Consider the following 18771-nt stretch of genomic DNA (forward strand, 5'->3'; position numbering starts at 1 on the left):
TCCGCCGAGGGGCCGCCCAACCGGTCCCCCGAAACGGATTTCAGACCACGGCCCACCTTGGGGTAGGGTCTCCCTCGGTAGCGTGTCCGAGCGGCCGAAGGAGCTCGCCTCGAAAGCGAGTGTGGCGCAAGTCACCGAGGGTTCAAATCCCTCCGCTACCGCGGTAGACGAAGGGCCCGATCCTCTGGATCGGGCCCTTCGCGCGTTCCCGGACCGGAAATCGGAACGCGGGAGCGGCCGTCCGATTGCCATACTGCCCCGATGATCACCGTGCCTCCCGCCGTACTGGATTCGTTGCAAGGGCTCGCCTTCGGAGACGCCTTCGGAGACCGCTGGTTCGGCATCCTGCGCCGGGACGGCGAGGCGGCCCTGGAGGCGCGGACGCTGCCCGCCGAGCGGCCGTGGCTGTGGAGCGACGACACCGCCCAGGCCATCGTCCTCGTCCGCGAACTCGCCGAGGGCGGCGGCACCGTCGACCAGGACCGTCTCGCCCTGCGGTTCGCGGCCGCGTACGCCGACGACACGCACCGCGGCTACGGGGCCTCGATGCACGACGTGCTCCGCCGGATCGGCGCGGGCGAGCCCTGGCGCGAGGTGGTCGGCGGACAGTTCGGCGGCCAGGGCTCCTGGGGCAACGGCGCGGCCATGCGCGCCGCCCCGCTCGGCGCCTGGCACGCCGGTGACCTCGACGCGGCCGCCGAGCAGGCCGCCCGTCAGAGCGAGGTCTCGCACCACCACCCGGAGGCCGTCGCCGGGGCCGTGGCGGTCGCCGTCGCGGCGGCGCTGGCCGCCCGCGGCCGGGGCGGGCCCGCTCCCGCCCGGGCGGACTTCCTGCGGGCCGTCGCCGAGCGGCTCCCCGACAGCGACGTCCGGTCGGGGGTGCGGATCGCGGCGCGGATGCCGGAGGGGACGTCGGTCCGGCACGCCGCCGAGGTCCTGGGCTCCGGCTACCGGATGTCGGGGCCCGACACCGTCCCGTACGCCCTGTGGTGCGCCGCGGGGCACCTGGACGACCTGGAGGAGGGCCTGTGGCTCACGGTCGCCGGGCGCGGCGACATCGACACCACCTGCGCCGTCGCGGGCGGGGTGATCGCCGCCCGGACCGGCGTCGCCGGACTTCCCGCGGCCTGGCACGCGGCCCGCGAGCCGCTGCCCCCGGTCGCGCCGTAGCCGCGGGGCGGCGAGGGGCCGACCGGGTGAGGGCGTGGGGGCCGGCGGAGTGACGGCTCGGTGCGCGTCCGGGTGAAGCCGTGGAGGCGGCTCAGCGCAGCCGGCGGGCGGACGGGTGGAGCGAAAGAGTGCGAGCGGGCGGGCGGGCGGATGGGTGGGCCGACTGAGCGACCGAGCGGCGCCTGGACGCGGGCGAGCCCCGGCGCCGCTCGGTCGCCGGGGCTTCTCCCGTACCCGGAAGGGTTCTCCGCTCCCACAGAGGAGGGGGAAGGAGCGATATCGGGGTCGCTCCTCCCCCCACGAAAGGACCCGCAAGTCCACGCCGCCGTCTCGGGGGAAGTCGGGCGGCGAGAACCCCGCAGTGGGGTCCCTCCGGGCCCCGTGGACTCCTGTCGGGTCCTGCCGGGGCTCCCTTCCATCCTGGACCGCGAGAGCGCCGGTCAGGCCCCGCAAAGGACCTCTACCAGCGGGCCGTTGGTCCTTAAAGCGAGCGTGAAGGTTACACTCACCGCCGGCAGCAGGGGGCCGACGGGCGCAGAAGTCACAGGGGAGGCCGCCATGGCGGTGAATTCGAAGAAGATCGCCATCTACGTGCTCGTGGTCTTCGTGCTCTACGTGATCATCACGGATCCGGCCAAGGCCGCCGACTACGTACAGATAGCGTTCGAGGGCATATCGAACGCCGCCGGGGCGATCGGCGACTTCATGACCTGGATCGCCGACGGAGCCAAGAACTGACGCCGGACACCGTCGCCGCCACTGTCACCGTCGCGGCGGGGATTCCGCGCGCCCGGCGCCGGACCGGCCCGCCGACGCGGCGGAGCACCGCCGGACGAAACCGTGAACAAGGCCGCGAACAAGACCGCGAGCACCGCCGCGGCCGCGCGAAGAACCACCTCACCCCCAGGGAGCACCCGTGATCCGCCACCTCGTCCTCTTCAAGCTCAACGAGGGCGTCCGCCGCGAGGACCCCCGTGTCGTCGAGGGCGTCGCCGCCTTCCGCGCGCTCGGCGGCCTGATCCCCGAACTGCGGTTCTGGGAGTGCGACTGGAACATCAGCGACCGGCCCATCGCGTACGACTTCGCGATCAACTCCGCCGTCGAGGACACCGACGCCCTCAAGGCCTACCTGGAGCACCCGGCGCACGTGGCCGGTGTCGCCCTCTGGCGGGAGTTCGCCACCTGGGTGATCGCCGACTACCCGTTCTGACCATTTTTGATCGCACACTCTTACCGAGCCCTTGACCGCAACCGGTCAGGGGTTTTCGACGTCCTGGACCCCGTCCACCTCCAACTCACCGCCAACTCAACCCCAACACGGCGTTATGCGGTGCTTGCACACAGTGCACATGTCTTGTGATGCTATGACCGCTTTTGAGGGATGAATTGACGGATATGTTGACGGTTCGTTGACGAACGAAGAGGTGGCGTTGACCGTGTCGGCCAGTACTGCGCCGCCCCAGGAGGAAGCCCCGGCCATCGCCAGGGCGACGGCCCTCCCGTCCGCCCCTGCGCCCTCCCCGGTCCGCCCCCTGACGCAGACTCCGGCACCGAACCCCGCATCCGGCCCCGGCACCGCCACCGGCCCCACGACGGGCCTCACCGCCGCCACCCCGGCCGCCGTCACAACGACCACCGCGACAGCCACGACCACCAGCGTCCCCGCCGCGCCCTCCGCCCCCGCCCAGGACCCCCCGGTCGACCCCGCGACCGAGCCCGCGACCGGCCCCGCGCCGGTGCAGGAGGTCGCTCCCGAGCGGCGCCGCGGTGCCGACACCCGCGCCCTCACCCAGGTGCTCTTCGGCGAACTCAAGGTGCTGGATCCGGGAACCCCCGAGCACAACCGGGTCCGCGGCGCCCTCATCGAGGCCAACCTGCCCCTCGTCCGGTACGCGGCGGCCCGCTTCCGCTCCCGCAACGAGCCGATGGAGGACGTGGTCCAGGTCGGCACCATCGGCCTGATCAACGCCATCGACCGCTTCGACCCGGACCGGGGCGTGCAGTTCCCGACCTTCGCGATGCCCACGGTCGTCGGCGAGATCAAGCGGTACTTCCGCGACAACGTCCGCACCGTCCACGTGCCCCGCCGGCTGCACGAGCTGTGGGTGCAGGTGAACAGCGCCACCGAGGACCTGACGACCGCGTTCGGGCGCTCGCCCACCACCGCGGAGATCGCCGAACGGCTGCGCATCACCGAGGAGGAGGTGCTCTCCTGCATCGAGGCCGGCCGCTCGTACCACGCGACCTCCCTCGAAGCGGCCCAGGAGGGCGACGGACTCCCGGGGCTCCTCGACCGGCTCGGCTACGAGGACCCCGCGCTCGACGGGGTCGAACACCGCGACCTCGTACGGCATCTGCTCGTACAGCTGCCCGAGCGCGAGCAGCGGATCCTGCTGCTCCGCTACTACAGCAACCTCACCCAGTCACAGATCAGCGCAGAACTGGGCGTTTCCCAGATGCACGTGTCAAGGCTCCTCGCCCGCAGCTTCGCGCGTCTCCGATCCGCAAACAGGATCGAGGCGTAACCGAAAAGAGCTAATCGCTCAAGGCCGATTTTTACGTCGGTTCAGCGCTGAAAATCCGTCAGACCCCCTTTTTCCAGGGCCGATCCACCCTCTACATGTCGACAAGTCTCTACAGCGTGTTGCCGACATGTGACATTCTTCCGGGAGCGCGTTTGCCGCGGCCTCGCCTCCGGTATTCAGGTGGAGGCTGCGTTCCTCCGACGGGAGCGACTGCCGCGACCGTCCGCGACCCAAAGGGGGTGGCATGTCCGCAGATCAGGGCAGCTCGAAGGTGCTCACGCTCACGAAGAGCGACGCAGTGCCCGAGGCGCACGCCGCGCTTCACGATGTCCCTGCCGCCGAGGCCCCGGAAGCCGTTCTGGTCCCCGAGTCCTCGGGCGCCATCGACACCCGGACCCTGTCCCGCTCCCTCTTCCTGCGGCTCGCCGCACTCACCGAGAACAGCCCGGAGCACGGCTACGTCCGGGACACCCTCATCGAGCTCAACCTCCCGCTCGTCCGGTACGCGGCGGCCCGCTTCCGCTCCCGCAACGAGCCGATGGAGGACATCGTCCAGGTCGGCACCATCGGCCTGATCAAGGCGATCGACCGCTTCGACTGCGAACGCGGGGTCGAGTTCCCGACCTTCGCGATGCCGACGGTCGTCGGTGAGATCAAGCGGTTCTTCCGCGACACGTCCTGGTCGGTCCGCGTCCCGCGCCGCCTCCAGGAGCTCCGTCTGGCCCTCACCAAGGCCAGCGACGAGCTGTCGCAGCGGCTGGACCGCTCGCCGACGGTGGCCGAACTCGCCACGGCGCTCGGGGTGTCCGAGGAGGACGTGGTCGACGGTCTCGCCGTCGGCAACGCGTACACGGCGTCGTCGCTCGACTCGCCCGCCCCCGAGGACGACGGCGGCGAGGGCTCCCTCGCGGACCGCCTCGGCTACGAGGACACCGCGCTGGAGGGCGTGGAGTACCGCGAGTCGCTCAAGCCCCTGCTCGCCAAGCTGCCGCCCCGCGAGCGCCGGATCATCATGCTCCGCTTCTTCGCGAACATGACCCAGTCCCAGATCGGCGAGGAGGTCGGCATCTCGCAGATGCACGTCTCGCGGCTCCTCACCCGCACGCTGGCGCAGCTGCGCGAGGGCCTCATCTCCGACTGATCCTCGCACGCAGGTTCATAATTGACGGGTCGTCAGCCACACTGGCGCGATGCGTCACGAGCCGATGCGTCATGATCCGACCGGCCGCCGCCGAGGTGCCCTGCTGGGCGCCTCGGCGGCCGTGCTGTGTCTGGGCGGGGTTCTGGCCGCGTGCGGAGGCGGCGGAAGCGACGGCTACACGGCCGTCGGTGCCGCGGACGGCTCCGCGCGATCGCCCGGGGCGGTGGCGCCCTCGGGCGATGTGTCCCTGGCCCCGTTGGACGGCGGGGCTCCGGGCGGATCCAACACCCCGGGAAACACGGCGGGTTCGGGGGGCGGGGCCCCGGTCGGCAGCTCGGGCGCTTCGTCGGCGGGCGGCACGAACGACACGGCCGGTTCAGCGGGTCCGGCCGCCGGTTCCGCCGGTACGGGAGGCCCGGCCACCGGCGACGGCGGCTCCGGGGCGGCCGGCGCGGGAAGCAAGGGGAGCGGCAGCGGGTCCTCTTCGCCCTCCGGCGGGAACGCCGGCGGCGGCTCCGGCCGTACGGGAGGGAGTTCGGGAGGAACCTCGGGAGGGAGTTCGGGCGGCTCCCCGGGGACGACCGCACCGACGCCGACGGCGAGCGCCGGTCCCGCGGTGCTCTCCGTGGAGGACACCTCGCGCGCGGTCACCGACCGGCGGTGGTGCGAGAAGGTGACCGTCTCGTTCGCCAACACCGGCGGTACGGCGGTGCGTTCGGGCACGGTGACGTTCGGGACCCATGTCATCGGGTCGCTCGGGATCGACTGGGCGACGATCCGCTCGGCCGAGGACCTCCCGGTGCCGATCGCCCCCGGCGCGACCAGGAGCCGGACCTGGACGGTGTGCGTCGACTCCTGGCGGGTGCCGCTGGGCATGCACGTCGAGACACGGGACGTGTCCGTCCGGTGGGAGTAGGGGCGCGGCCCCGCCGGGTCACGCCGTCCCGTCCCTCGCCCGGGTCACGCCGCCGTGCTCGTCACCGGTCCCGCCCGGCCGGGGATCCGGCCGTACGGGACCGTCCGGTCACATGAAGGCGAGATAGGCCACCGCGGCGACGACTGCGACGGCGAGGACGACGCCGACGATCAGGCCCACGCGCGGACCCGCGGGAGCGGCCGCCTGCTGCTGCCGGCCCTGGGGGGCCTCGTCGACGAACGCACGGAACATCTGAGTGCTGCCCGCGGGGTCGTAGTTGCCCTCGGGGCCCTGGGTGTTTGCCATAGGCCGGACCCTAGCGAATACGCGGGTGCCGCCCAAGTGCCGGGTTCCCCTTCACACCGGTTCTCACCACTCTCCCCATCCGTCACCCCCACCCGCACGTTCCCGTTCGCCAACACTTGCCTTTACCAACTTTTTATCCCTGAAGTCCCGAACTCGTTTGCCTGCGGCAACCAACTTCTTTATGGTTGCCCTAAGCAACGAATAAAGGGGGTGCGATGGCCGGGCAGGCGCAGTACGAGGAACTGGCCCGCCAGCTCAGCGCCATCGGTGCCGTGAAGCGGGACATGGGCCGGATCCTGCCGCCCGACTGCCCCGCGGGCTCCGCCGCCGTGCTCACCCTGCTCGGCCGGTACGGACCGATGCGGATGAGCAGGCTCGCGGAGCTGCTCTCCGTGGACATGTCGGTGACCAGCCGCCATGTGGCGCACGCCGCCGACCGGGGCTGGATCGAACGGTCCCCGGACCCGGCCGACAAGCGCTCGCGCATCCTGCGCCTCACCGGGGCCGGGCACGCACAGCTCCACGAGCTGTCCCTGCGCACGTCACGGCTGCTCTCCGACCGGCTGAGCCACTGGTCCGACGACGAGGTCGGGCAGCTCATCGAGCTGATGGGCCGGCTGCGCGAGAGCTTCGGCGACTGCCGTTCCCCGCACCGGGCTTCCGCGCCCCCTCCCCCGTACGCGACAGACGTATCAGAACCGACCACCCGTACACCCGCGTAGACAGAAGAAAAGGAACCCCATGGCAACGACCACACCAGCCGGTGTGCGGGGCTCTCACGCCAAGCACGGAGGCGCCGACGGCGCTCCGATGACGCACCGGCAGATCATGGAGGCGCTCTCCGGGCTGCTGCTCGGCATGTTCGTCGCGATCCTGTCGTCGACGATCGTCACCAACGCCCTCCCCCGCATCATCGGCGACCTGGGCGGCGGCCAGTCCGCCTACACCTGGGTCGTCACCGCCTCGCTGCTCGCCATGACGGCGACCACGCCCCTGTGGGGCAAGCTCTCCGACCTGTACAGCAAGAAGGCGCTCGTCCAGATAGCGCTGATCATCTACGTGCTGGGGTCGGCCGCCGCGGGTCTGTCCCAGAACCCCGGCATGCTCATCGCCTGCCGTGTCGTGCAGGGCGTCGGCGTCGGCGGCCTGTCCGCCCTCGCGCAGATCGTGATGGCCGCGATGATCTCCCCGCGCGAGCGCGGGCGCTACTCCGGCTACCTGGGCGCGACGTTCGCCGTCGCAACCGTCGGCGGCCCGCTGCTCGGCGGTGTCATCACCGACACCAGCTGGCTCGGCTGGCGCTGGTGCTTCTACGTCGGTGTGCCGTTCGCGGTCATCGCGCTGATCGTGCTCCAGAAGACCCTGCACCTGCCCGTCGTGAAGCGGGACGTGAAGGTCGACTGGGCCGGCGCGTTCTTCATCTCCGCCGCGGTCTCGCTGCTGCTGGTCTGGGTCACCTTCGCCGGTGACAAGTACGACTGGGTCTCCTGGCAGACGTACGCGATGGTCGGCGGCGCGATCGTCCTCGGCCTGCTGTTCGTACTGGTCGAGTCCCGGGCGAGCGAGCCGATCATCCCGCTGCGGCTGTTCCGCAACCGCACGATCACCCTCTCCTCCCTCGCCTCGCTCTTCGTGGGCGTCGCGATGTTCACCGGCACCGTCTTCTTCAGCCAGTTCTTCCAGCTCGCGCGGGACAAGTCCCCGACGATGTCGGGTGTCATGACGATCCCGATGATCGGCGGTCTGTTCATCTCGTCCACGGTCTCCGGCCAGGTCATCACCAGGACCGGCCGGTGGAAGTACTGGCTCGTCTCCGGCGGCTTCCTGGTCACCGCGGGTCTCGGCCTGCTGGGCACGATCCGCTACGACACGCCCTACTGGCACATCGCGATCTTCATGGCGCTGCTGGGCCTGGGCGTCGGCATGATGATGCAGAACCTGGTGCTGTCCACGCAGAACCAGGTGGCACCGGCCGACCTGGGCTCGGCCAGCTCCACGGTGACCTTCTTCCGCTCCCTCGGCGGCGCCGTCGGCGTCTCCGCGCTCGGCGCGGTCATGGCCACCCGTATCACCGACTACGCCAAGGACGGCCTGACCCACCTCGGTCCCAAGTACGCCGCCCTCGCAGCCGGTTCGGACTCCAGCTCCAGCATCCCGGACATGAACAAGCTGCCCGCGCCGCTGCGGAACGTGATGGAGAGCGCGTACGGGCACGGCATCGCGGACGTCTTCCTGATCGCCTCCGCCATGGCGCTGGTCGCCTTCCTGATCGTGCTGTTCATCAAGGAGGTCCCGCTGCGGACGTCCGGCGCGCTGGCCCAGGCAGCCGCGGAGAAGTCCGGCGAGCCGGTCGGCGAGGCGCCCGTCGCCGAGGCCGTCGAGGCCGCGGCCACCGCCGCCCTCGCCCCGGCCGTCGCCACCACCGAGGCCCTCTCCGAGGCGGTCCCCGAGGCCGCGGCCGAGGGCACGCAGCGGCTCGCCGCGGTCGCCACCGCGACCCGGGAGGACGACCCGCTGCCCGCCTCCGGCGGCATCGGCGTGCACGGCCAGGTCCGCGGCGCCGAGAGCGCGCCCGTCCCCCAGGCCGCGGTCACGCTGATCTCGCCCGAGGGACGCCAGCTCGGCCGCTCGGTCGCCCAGGCCGACGGCTCCTACGCGGTGGACGCGCCCGGCGTGGGCTCCTACGTCCTGATCGCCTCCGCCGACGGCTACCAGCCGCAGGCCTCGACGATCGTCGTCAACGGCGAACCGCTCGCGTACGACATCCTGCTGAGCGGCACCAGCGGGCTGAGCGGTGTCGTCCGGGCCGCCGAGGGCTCCTGCCCGGTCAAGGACGCGATGGTCGTCGTGACCGACGTCCGCGGGGACGTGCTGGCCACCGGAACCACCGGTGAGCAGGGCGAGTTCGCGTTCGCCGAGCTGGTGCCCGGCGTCGTGACGGTCGCGGTGAACGCCGCGGGCCACCGGCCGCGGGCGCTGCCCGTCGAGGTCGGCGGCACCGGGGTCACCCGGGTCGAGGTCGACCTGGAGGCCGGCGCCCTGGTCCAGGGTGTCGTACGGGCGCCGCACGGCCCGCTGGCCGACGCCCGCGTGACGCTGGTGGACGCGGCCGGGAACGTGGTCGGCACGGCCAGGACCGGCGGCGACGGGGCGTACGCCTTCACCGATCTGGACGGCGGCGAGTACACCGTCATCGCGGCGGGCTACCCGCCGGTGGCGACCGCGCTGACCGTCGGCCGTGGAACGGACGACCACGACATCGAACTCGCCCACCCCGGCGAGTAGTCCGAGCCCCGGCCCGTGGGGATGCGCGCACTCTGAGCGGAGGTGCGCCCCCCACGGGCCGGTTTTCATTGGTACACCGCAAGGAGTTACTGCCATGGGCTTGACCGCGAAGATCCGCACACGGGACGGATGGGCCGTGTCGCACGCGGTCGTCACGGTGACCGACTCGGCCGGGGCGCAGGTGCTGCGGGCCGAGGCGGACCCCGACGGGTCCGTGCACGACACCACGAGCCTGGCGCCGGGCGCCTACACGGTGATCGTGACCGCGCTCGGCTACGCGCCCGCCGCCTCCGGCGCCATCGTCACGGCGGCCGGCCGCGCCGAGGTCGGCCAGGTGACGCTGGCCCGCCGCGGCGGCACCGAGCTGCCCCCGCCGGGACCGTGGACCATCGACCCGGCGCACTCCTCCGTCGGCGCGGTCGCCCGGCACCTGGGGATCTCCAGCGTGCACGGCCGCTTCACGGAGTTCACCGGCCGCATTGAGATCGCCCCGGACCAGGTGACCGCCTCCCGCGTGGAGGCGACGATCACGGCCGCCTCCATCGACACCGGCAACGGCATGCGCGACGGCCATCTGAGGTCGCCGGACTTCCTGGACACCGAGAAGTACCCGCTGATCACCTACCGCTCGACGGGCCTGACCCCGGCCGGCCCCGACCGCTGGACCGTGCACGGCGAGCTCACCCTGCACGGTGTCGTACGGCCCGTCGACCTCGACCTCGCCTACCTCGGCACCGGCGCCGACCCCTGGGGCGGCACCCGCGCCGCGTTCCGGGCGAGCGCCGAACTGCACCGCGAGGACTTCGCCCTCCACTACAACCAGATCGTCCAGGCGGGCATCTCCGCCATCGGCACGACCCTGAGGGTGGAGCTGGACATCCAGGCGGTGCAGGGGGAGTCGCTGCCGGCCGTCTGAGCCCCGCTCACTCGCCCTCGCTGGCGTCGACGATCCGCCGGGCCAGGTCACGGAGCTTGACGTTCTCCCGCTGGGAGGTGCGCACGAGGCTGTCGAACGCCTCGGACGCGTCGATGTCGAGCCGCTCCATGAGGATGCCCGTGGCCTGGCCGATCAGATCGCGGGTGCGCATCGCCTCGGTGAGCTGCTCCCGCAGCGTCGCCGAGTCCAGCGCGATGCCCACGTGCGCGGTGAACAGCCGCCCTATCCGGGTGGCCGACTCGTCGAAGGCGCGGGGCGCCCGCGCGTACGCCGTCAGGACGGTCAGCCTGCGCCGGTCGGCCCGCAGCCGCAGCGACAGCACCGACCGCAGTCCGAGGCCCGACAGCGCGCGGTCCCCGTCGCCGTCCGCCGCGGCGCTGTCCTCGATCCGGGCCACCGGCGCCGTCCACAGCCGGTTCCAGTACGGGTGGTGCTCACGGCCCGCGTTCAGCGCGTCGGCGGAGCGGACGACCTCGTCCGTCCAGGCCAGTGTCCGCCGGTGGGCCTTCGGCTCGATGACGGAGATCCCGGCGTACTCGACGCCCGGGAGGATGCGCACCGCCAGCCGGACGGCCGTGTGCAGGGTGGCGTGCGGGCTCGATGTCTCGTGCAGCTGCTGGGCCGCGGCCGTGAGGCCCTCGGCCAGCTCGAAACCCGTATCAGGACAGGACAATTCGGAAAAATCAGACGCAGCCACCACGAACCTCTTCGGCATGCACGGCCACACGGCCATGCGCAGGAGAGCTCCGCAGCACATTCCCGACTGCGAGCACAGGACGAAGAGCACTTTAGCCGCTCCGATGAGCTGTGGCGCCGCCCGTCGGCGCAGCCCGCGGGCGACCGGCCCGCCCGAGGCCTACGCTGATCGCATGGCACCCCACATCGCGACGAACACCTCCGTCTCCCTGGACGAGTTGCTGGACTTCGTACGTCCCCGCCACCGGGCGATCCTGCTCACCCGCCGGGCCGACGGCGGCCCCCAGGGTTCCCCTCTGACCTGTGGTGTCGACGACGCGGGCCGGATCGTCGTCTCGACGTACCCCGAGCGCGCCAAGACCCGCAACGCCAAGCGGGACGAGCGGGTGAGCCTGGTCGTCCTGAGCGACGAGTGGAACGGGCCCTGGGTCCAGATCGACGGCACCGCCGAGGTCATCGACTCCCCGGACTCCGTCGAGCCGCTCGTCGAGTACTACCGGAACATCGCCGGCGAACATCCCGACTGGGACGAGTACCGCGAGGCCATGCGCAAGCAGGCCAAGTCGATCATCCGTGTCACCCCGACCCGCTGGGGCCCGGTGGCCACCGGCGGCTTCCCGGCCCACCTGGCCCCTTAGAGCGGGTCACCGGGCCCAGGGGCTCAGTCGCGGGGCACCTTGGCCTCGATCCCCGCGATCAACAGCTCCAGCCCGAAACCGAAGTCCCGCTCCCCGCTCTCGACCGTCCCCGCCCCGTACACGAACTGGAGCACGGCCGCCGTCGCCCCCGGCCGGCCGTCCGCCGGCATCCCGGCGTCCCGGACCACCTGCCCCACCCGCGAGGTGAACGCCGTGGAGCACGGCCCGATGTTCAGGAAGTCGCCGGTCAGCGTCGTGACCCAGGGGTGGCGCGCCAGCAGCCCCCGGTACCCGGCCGCCAGCGTCCGCAGCTGATCACGCCAGTCCTCCTTCGACTCGGCGTCCGGCAGGCCCAGTTCACCGAAAGCGGCGTCGAGCGCGAGCTCCAGCAGATCGTCCTTGGTGTCGACGTACCAGTACACGGACATCGCCGTGACGTTCAGTTCGGCCGCCAGCCGCCGCATGGAGAACCTGGCCAGCCCCTCCGCGTCCAGCAGCCGCACCGTGGCGGCGGTGATCCGTTCCCGGTCGAGCCCGGACGGCTGGCCGCCGTGACGGACACCCCTGCCCCGGGGCGCCCTTCCCTCCAGCCAGACACTCGTCCGCGCCGGCCGCTCCGCCCCGTCGGCTGCCCTCACCATGGCGCACCTTCCTAGGAACTCGAACCGCGTCGCGGGCCGGAACGTCCCGGACCACCCTCCTCGACGATGCTAAGCGGGCACTTCAGGGACATGACCCCCACTCCGTCCGAAATCCGGCCCTCGTACGAAAGAGCGGTGGCCCGGAGCGAGTTCGCTCCGGGCCACCGTCACCGTCCGCCCGCCGGGGCCGTGCCGCGGCTCCGGGTCAGTTGCCGCCGGTGGGCTGCGTCAGGTCGTAGAAGGTGGCCGAACCCACCGTCACCTTCTTGAAGTTGGCCGTGACCCACGAGCTGATCTGCGAGGAGGTGGAGGTGGTGCCGGAGGCCGCGCCGCCCGCGCCGCCCGCGCCGCCCTCCGTTCCGCCGCCCATTCCGCCCATGCCTCCGCCCATTCCGCCGCCCGAGATGAAGTAGTGGATCTTTCCGTCCGTCACGTACTTCTTGAACTGGGCCAAGGTCGGTGACGGGTCGGTGCCGTTGAAGCCGCCGATCGCCATCACCGGTTTGCCTGTGGCCAGTTGGTAGCTGGCGGAGTTCTGGGAACCGATCGCTGCGGCCGCCCAGGTGTAGTCCCCCGCGTTCTTCGACAGCAGCGCCTCGGCCGCCGAGCCGACGGAGGCGCCGTTCAGCAGTCCGCCCGCGCCACCGCCGCCGGGCATACCGCCCTCGCCCGTACCGCCGCCGGGCATGCCGCCCTGCCGGTTCCAGCCCTGGCCGTTGCCGTTGCCCTGCCGGCTCTGGCCGGGGAGGCCACCGGTGCCGCCCGTCGGAGGCTGGAAGTTGCCCCCGCCCTGCCCGGCGTTGGGCATTCCGCCGGTGCCGTTCCCGGGGTTCTGGCCGCCGCCGGGGAACCCGCCGCGCGTACCGCCACCGGGGAAGCCGCCCCGGCCGCCCATCATGCTCGCCCCGGCCGGACCGGCCGTCACGATGGAGCCGGTGTGCCCGGTGTCCACCGTGGAGAGCGAGTACGCCGTCGGGCCGGCGAGCGCCGCCACGAAGCCGAGGCCGGCCGCCGCGAGGGCGAGCCGCCTGCCCAGCCTGGCCGCGAAGACCAGACCGAGCGCGCCGATCAGACCGCCGACGAGGACCAGCCACTTGAGCCACGGCAGATAGTCGGGGGTGCGGTTGAGGAGCACATAGCCCCAGGCCGCGGTCGCGGTGACCGCGCCGGCGAGGGTGAGCGAGGCCCACAGCCTGCCCCGCTCCTCCCAGAGCACCGTCGCGCCCATGCCGACCAGGGCGGCGATGTAGGGGGCCAGGGCCACCGTGTAGTACTGGTGGAAGATCCCGGCCATGTAGCTGAAGACCAGCGCGGTCGTCAGCAGCGCGCCGCCCCAGGCGAGGAACGAGGAACGGACCAGGTCGGTCCGCTTCGCCCGGCGGGTCAGGACGAGGCCGCCCACCAGCAGGATCAGGGCCGCCGGGAGCAGCCAGGAGATCTGGCTGCCGATCTCGGAGTTGAACATCCGGTTCCAGCCGGTCTCGCCCCACATCCCGGTGCCGCCGCCCCCGCCCCCGCCCCCGACGCTGCCGGTCTCGTCGCCGTTGATGCGGCCCAGGCCGTTGTAGCCGAAGGTCAGCTCCAGGAAGGAGTTGTTCTGCGATCCGCCGATGTACGGGCGGGAGGACGCGGGCCACAGTTCGACGATCGCGACCCACCAGCCGCCGGCGACCACCATGGCGGCCGCCGAGAGGCCGAGCTGCGCGAACCGCTTGCGCACGGTCACCGGCGCGCAGACCGCGTACAGCACGGCCAGCGGCGGCAGGATCAGGAACGCCTGGAGCGTCTTGGTGAGGAAGGCGAGACCGACCGCGGCGCCCGCCCACAGGAGCCACTTGGTCCGGCCGTCCTCCAGGCCGCGGATCACGCAGTAGACCGTGACGGTCATGAGCAGCGCGAGCATCGCGTCCGGGTTGTTGAACCGGAACATCAGCGCGGCGACCGGGGTGAGCGCGAGCACGGCGCCGGCGATCAGACCCGCGGACGCGCTGAACCGGCGGCGTACGGCCGCGTACAGGACACCGACCGTGGCCACGCCCATCAGCACCTCGGGGACGAGGATCGCCCAGGAGGAGAGACCGAAGATCCGTACCGACAGGGCCATCGGCCACAGCGAGGCCGGGGGCTTGTCGACGGTGATGGCGTTGGCCGAGTCGAGCGAGCCGAAGAAGAACGCCTTCCAGCTCTGGCTTCCGGCCTGGACGGCCGCGGAGTAGAAGGAGTTGGCGTACCCGGAGGCGCTCAGGCCGTACAGGTACAGCACCGCGGTGGCGAGCAGCAGGCCGAGGAAGGCGGGGCGCGCCCAGCGCGGGTCCTCGGGCCGGCCGCTCCAGACCCGGCGCGGGAAGGGCAGGTCGGGCTCGCCGGGCCCTGGGGCCACCGGCGGCGTGTGCTCCGGGGGAGGCGTGGACGCGGCCGGCCCCCAGGCTGGTGCGGAGCCGGGGCTGGTGCTCTTACGGGCGGGGGCGCCTGTCCCGGTGCTCGTACCGACGGGGAGGCCGGTCCCCGCGCTCGTACCCGCGGGGAGGCCGGTCCCCGCGCTCGTACCGGCGGGGAGGCCGGTCCCGGGGCTCGTGTCGGGCTGTGTCGTCATCGCGCGTTCCTCGGATCGTGGTCGTGCGGGCGCACCGCCTGCAACTGCATGGTCGAATCCCGCCGGGCCCGTTCCACGGCGTCGTCGGCGCGGAGGGGGGCCGTGTCGTACGGGGAGGGGGAAGGGGCCGCGGCCGGGCGCTGCGGCAGCGGCGGATGGGCGTCAGCGCCCTGCCGTACCGCCGCCGGGTGGAACCGCGTGTCCGGCCGGTGCGGGGCCGGCTCGCGGGACGGCGGCTGCCCCGCGTCCCGCCGGTCGGGGAAGACCCAGGCACGGAACAGCAGGAAGCGCAGCACGGTCGCCGCGAGGTTGGCGGCGATGAGCACCGCCAGCTCGGTGGAGTGCGACGGATCGTCCGTCGCCGCGTTGAGGGCGGCGAGGGAGCCGCTGGTCAGGGCGAGGCCGATGCCGAAGACGACCAGGCCCTGCGCCTGGTGCCGGACGGCACCGCCCGGGCCGCGTACGCCGAAGGTGAGCCTGCGGTTGGCCGCCGTGTTGGCGACGGCCGACACGAGCAGCGCGAGCGCGTTGGCCGCCTGCGCCCCGGAGAAGGAGCGGAAGCCGCTGTAGAGCAGCAGGTAGAAGAGGGTCGACAGGCCGCCGACGACGCAGAATCCGACGAGCTGGCGGGCCAGGCCCTTGGGTACGTCGGTCAGTTCGCGGTCGCGCGGGTCGTCCCCGAAGGGCCGGGTGAGCCGGTCGAGCGACAGGGAGCCGGTGGCGAGGGCGCGTCCCACCCGCCACACGCCCTTGAGGTCGTCCGTCGCGGTCTTCACGATGTGGACGGTCGAGTCGGGGTCGTCGACCCAGTCGACGGGCACCTCGTGGATGCGCAGCCCGGCCCGCTCCGCCAGCACCAGCATCTCGGTGTCGAAGAACCAGCCGGTGTCCTCGACCAGGGGCAGCAGCTCCTGGGCCACGTCACGGCGGATCGCCTTGAAGCCGCACTGGGCGTCGGAGAAGCGGGCCTGGAGCGAACCGCGCAGGATCAGGTTGTACGTACGGCTGATGAACTCCCGTTTGGCGCCCCGCACCACCCGTGAGGAGCGGGACAGCCGCGAACCGATCGCGAGGTCCGAGTGACCGGAGATCAGCGGGGCCACCAGCGGAAGCAGCGCGTTCAGGTCGGTGGACAGGTCCACGTCCATGTACGCGAGGACCGGGGCGTCGGACGCCGACCACACGGTCCGCAGCGCCCGGCCGCGGCCCTTCTGCTCCAGCCGGAAGGACCTGACCTCCGGGATCCGCTCCGCCAGCCGCGCGGCCACCTGGGGCGTGGTGTCCGTGGACGCGTTGTCCGCCACCGTGATGCGGAACGCGTACGGGAACGTGCGCTTGAGGTGCTCGTGCAGTCTGAGCACACATGGCTGGAGGTCCTTCTCCTCGTTGTAGACGGGGATCACTACGTCCAGGACAGCCGTTCCGGCGTCTGTGGCCGGGAGGTGCTCCCGCGCCGGCAGGTTGCCGGGAGAAGAGTCGGTTCGCATGGGAACGACTCTCGTCAAGTGCCCTGTCGCACCCATGTGGTGGTGCTGTGCTGTGCCTGTGAGTGCGATTGCCACGATGTTTCGGGGTGGATCGCGGGCAGATGCAGCGTGAACACGGTCCTGCCGGGGACGCTGTCGACGGTCACGGCGCCCTGGTGCGCGGCCGCGACGGCCTGCACGATGGCGAGCCCGAGACCGGTCGAGCCGGAGGCGCGCGAGCGGGAGGAGTCGCCGCGCGCGAACCGTTCGAAGACGCGGGGAAGCAGGTCGGGCGGGATGCCCGGGCCGTCGTCCTGGACGTCCACGCACAGCCACGGCCCGTGCCGGTGCACCCGTGCGGTGACGGTGGTCCCCGGCGGGGTGTGGGTGCGGGCGTTGGCGAAGAGGTTGACCATGACCTGCTGGAGGCGGGCGGCGTCCGCCGACACCAGGGCGGGCTCCTCGGGCAGTTCGAGCCGCCAGTTGTGGCCGCGCCCGGCGGCCCGGGCGTCGCTGACCGCGTCGATCACCAGGGGAACGAGATCGGTCTGCTCGTGCTGGAGCGGCCGGCCTGCGTCGAGCCGGGCGAGCAGCAGCAGGTCCTCCACGAGCAGGGTCATCCGGCCGGCCTCGGACTCGATCCGCCCGAGCGCGTGCCGGGTGTCGGGTCCGGTCTCCTCACGGCCGCGTCTGGTCAGTTCGGCGTACCCGCGGATGGAGGCCAGCGGGGTGCGCAGCTCATGGCTGGCGTCGGCGACGAACTGCCGTACGCGCATCTCGCTCTGCTGGCGTGCGTGCAGCGCTCCGTGGATGTGGTCGAGCATGCGGTTGAGTGCCGCCCCGACCTGCCCGACCTCGGTGTGCGGGTCGGACTCGGACTCGGGGACCCGCTCGTAGAGGGTGACCTCGCCGGTGTGCAGGGGGAGTTCGGAGACGCGGGTGGCGGTCGCGGCGACCCTGCGCAGGGGGCGCAGGGCGAGACCGACGATGACGGTGCCCGCGATCCCGGCGGCGACGAGTCCGGCGCCGGTGATGCTGGCCTCGACGAGGATGAGGGTGTCGACGGTGTTGTTCACGGCTGCCGTGGGCAGGGCGACGTAGTAGCTGCCATGAGCACCGGTCACGTACATGACGTAGTACTCGCCCAGGCTCGGAATGTCCGTGGTGTGCGGGTCGCCGTCCTTGGCGACGGCGGCGAGCGCGGCCTTCTGGGCGTTGTCGAGCGCGACGGCCTTCATCCGCTGGAAGCCGACGCTGCTGCTGGACTGCTCCGCGGCGACGACCGCCTCGCCGACCGCACCGTCCGTGCCGACCTGGGCCGCTATGGTCTTCGTCTGCGTCCCGCCCATGGTGACGAAGACATCGAGCCTGTTCTCGTCGGAAGAGCCGGGGAGGGAAGCCGGCGCCCCGTCACCGTTCGGCTTGCCGGGATCCTGGCTCGTGCCGCCCGGGTTCGCGCCCCGCAGGTTTCCGGGAGGACCCGTGAGCCGTCGGCCCGCGTCGGTGACCTGCGACTCCAACTGCTTGTACAGGTGCCGGTCCAGCGCGATGGTCGTGACCGTGCCGATCATGGCGCAGACCACGGCGATGAGTGCCACCGCCGAGACGACGAGCCGCGACCGCAGGGTCCGTGGCTGTCGTGCTCGCCTTCTCTGCGTTCGCGGCCGTCGTCGTCCGCTCATGACGTGGCGGGCTTGATCAGGTATCCGGCCCCACGCCGGGTGTGGATCATCGGCTCGCGCCCCGCGTCGATCTTGCGGCGCAGATACGAGATGTAGAGCTCGACCACATTGGCCTGGCCGCCGAAGTCGTACGACCACACACGGTCGAGTATCTGCGCCTTGCTCAGCACCCGGCGCGGATTGCGCATCAGGAAGCGCAGCAGCTCGAACTCGGTGGCGGTGAGGTGGATGTTGGCCCCGCCGCGCGACACCTCGTGGCTGTCCTCGTCCAGGGTGAGGTCCCCGACGACGAGCACGGAGTCGGACCGCCGGTCGGCGGCGCCCGAGCGCCGGATCAGACCGCGCAGCCGGGCCACGACCTCCTCCAGGCTGAACGGCTTGGTGACGTAGTCGTCGCCGCCCGCGGTGAGGCCCGCGATCCGGTCCTCGACCGCGTCCTTCGCCGTCAGGAACAGGACCGGGACGTCGGGCTGCTCACGGCGGAGCCGGCCGAGCACCGTCAGGCCGTCCATGTCGGGCAGCATCATGTCGAGCACGACGGCGTCGGGCCGGAACTCGCGCGCGGTCTGCACCGCGCCCGTCCCGTCACCCGCGCTGCGGATCTGCCAGCCCTCGTAGCGAAGGGCCATGGACAGCAGCTCGGTGATCGACTGCTCGTCGTCCACCACCAGCACGCGGACGGGGCTCCCGTCCGGCCTCAGCAGTTCGGTGCGCCCCTGGGGCGAGGTCGTGGTCATAGCGGACACCTTGGTGCGCGCCGCTGAGAGCATCCTTT

Annotated in this window: 17 protein-coding genes and 1 tRNA gene; 11 read left to right on the plus strand and 7 right to left on the minus strand. The window is 72.0% G+C overall.

Going from position 1 to position 18771, the window contains the following annotated elements:
• Positions 1-76: 76 nt before the first annotated feature.
• From ACFWI4_RS35205 to ACFWI4_RS35235, 7 genes are all read left to right on the plus strand, one after another.
• Positions 77-161 (plus strand) — tRNA-Ser (locus ACFWI4_RS35205).
• 100 nt (positions 162-261) lie between these two features.
• Positions 262-1170, plus strand: a complete 909-nt coding sequence (locus ACFWI4_RS35210; protein WP_387204867.1) for an ADP-ribosylglycohydrolase family protein — start codon at positions 262-264, stop codon at positions 1168-1170.
• 558 nt (positions 1171-1728) lie between these two features.
• Entirely contained in the window at positions 1729-1908 is a 180-nt protein-coding gene (locus tag ACFWI4_RS35215; protein ID WP_103554760.1) for a hypothetical protein, read from the plus strand.
• Positions 1909-2086: 178 nt separating this feature from the next.
• A complete protein-coding gene (locus ACFWI4_RS35220; RefSeq protein ID WP_387204870.1) occupies positions 2087-2380 on the plus strand; it encodes a Dabb family protein in 294 nt (97 codons plus the stop codon).
• Between the two features lie 226 nt (positions 2381-2606).
• Positions 2607-3695: a SigB/SigF/SigG family RNA polymerase sigma factor gene (locus tag ACFWI4_RS35225; RefSeq protein WP_387204873.1), complete on the plus strand. Its 1089-nt coding sequence runs from the start codon at positions 2607-2609 to the stop codon at positions 3693-3695.
• 244 nt (positions 3696-3939) lie between these two features.
• A complete protein-coding gene (locus tag ACFWI4_RS35230; protein ID WP_385402640.1) occupies positions 3940-4836 on the plus strand; it encodes an RNA polymerase sigma factor SigF in 897 nt (298 codons plus the stop codon).
• Positions 4837-4885: 49 nt separating this feature from the next.
• Positions 4886-5752: a hypothetical protein gene (locus tag ACFWI4_RS35235; RefSeq protein ID WP_387204876.1), complete on the plus strand. Its 867-nt coding sequence runs from the start codon at positions 4886-4888 to the stop codon at positions 5750-5752.
• A gap of 108 nt (positions 5753-5860) precedes the next feature.
• Here ACFWI4_RS35235 and ACFWI4_RS35240 read toward each other — a convergent pair whose 3' ends face one another.
• A complete protein-coding gene (locus tag ACFWI4_RS35240) occupies positions 5861-6058 on the minus strand; it encodes a hypothetical protein (RefSeq protein ID WP_339130334.1) in 198 nt (65 codons plus the stop codon).
• Positions 6059-6273: 215 nt separating this feature from the next.
• Between ACFWI4_RS35240 and ACFWI4_RS35245 the strand changes: the two genes are divergently transcribed.
• The 3 genes from ACFWI4_RS35245 (at position 6274) to ACFWI4_RS35255 (ending at position 10259) form a co-directional block, all read left to right on the plus strand.
• Positions 6274-6780 (plus strand): MarR family winged helix-turn-helix transcriptional regulator, encoded by a 507-nt coding sequence (locus tag ACFWI4_RS35245; RefSeq protein WP_387204879.1) that lies wholly within the window; start codon positions 6274-6276, stop codon positions 6778-6780.
• A gap of 19 nt (positions 6781-6799) precedes the next feature.
• Positions 6800-9343 (plus strand): MFS transporter, encoded by a 2544-nt coding sequence (locus ACFWI4_RS35250; RefSeq protein WP_387204882.1) that lies wholly within the window; start codon positions 6800-6802, stop codon positions 9341-9343.
• Between the two features lie 94 nt (positions 9344-9437).
• A complete protein-coding gene (locus ACFWI4_RS35255) occupies positions 9438-10259 on the plus strand; it encodes a YceI family protein (RefSeq protein ID WP_387204885.1) in 822 nt (273 codons plus the stop codon).
• Between the two features lie 7 nt (positions 10260-10266).
• On the opposite strand, the gene ACFWI4_RS35260 is transcribed toward ACFWI4_RS35255, so the two are convergent.
• Entirely contained in the window at positions 10267-10995 is a 729-nt protein-coding gene (locus ACFWI4_RS35260; protein WP_387204933.1) for an ANTAR domain-containing protein, read from the minus strand.
• Between the two features lie 154 nt (positions 10996-11149).
• On the opposite strand from ACFWI4_RS35260, the gene ACFWI4_RS35265 reads away from it, so the two are divergent.
• A complete protein-coding gene (locus ACFWI4_RS35265) occupies positions 11150-11614 on the plus strand; it encodes a PPOX class F420-dependent oxidoreductase (protein ID WP_387204888.1) in 465 nt (154 codons plus the stop codon).
• Positions 11615-11637: 23 nt separating this feature from the next.
• Here the strand turns inward: ACFWI4_RS35265 and ACFWI4_RS35270 are convergent, their stop codons facing one another.
• The 5 genes from ACFWI4_RS35270 to ACFWI4_RS35290 form a co-directional block, all read right to left on the minus strand.
• Positions 11638-12255, minus strand: a complete 618-nt coding sequence (locus ACFWI4_RS35270; RefSeq protein ID WP_387204891.1) for a TetR/AcrR family transcriptional regulator — start codon at positions 12253-12255, stop codon at positions 11638-11640.
• Between the two features lie 205 nt (positions 12256-12460).
• Positions 12461-14848, minus strand: a complete 2388-nt coding sequence (locus ACFWI4_RS35275; RefSeq protein ID WP_387204894.1) for a glycosyltransferase family 39 protein — start codon at positions 14846-14848, stop codon at positions 12461-12463.
• Complete coding sequence (locus ACFWI4_RS35280; RefSeq protein WP_387204897.1) at positions 14845-16335, minus strand: glycosyltransferase; 1491 nt, start codon at positions 16333-16335, stop codon at positions 14845-14847. Before ACFWI4_RS35280 ends, ACFWI4_RS35275 begins: the two co-directional genes overlap by 4 nt.
• A gap of 14 nt (positions 16336-16349) precedes the next feature.
• Entirely contained in the window at positions 16350-17996 is a 1647-nt protein-coding gene (locus tag ACFWI4_RS35285; RefSeq protein WP_387204900.1) for a sensor histidine kinase, read from the minus strand.
• Entirely contained in the window at positions 17993-18733 is a 741-nt protein-coding gene (locus tag ACFWI4_RS35290; RefSeq protein ID WP_385402667.1) for a response regulator transcription factor, read from the minus strand. The genes ACFWI4_RS35285 and ACFWI4_RS35290 overlap by 4 nt, the downstream gene beginning before the upstream one ends.
• Between the last annotated feature and the right edge of the window lie 38 nt (positions 18734-18771).

The sequence above is a fragment of the Streptomyces sp. NPDC127038 genome, from assembly GCF_042725875.1.
Lineage (GTDB): Bacteria > Actinomycetota > Actinomycetes > Streptomycetales > Streptomycetaceae > Streptomyces.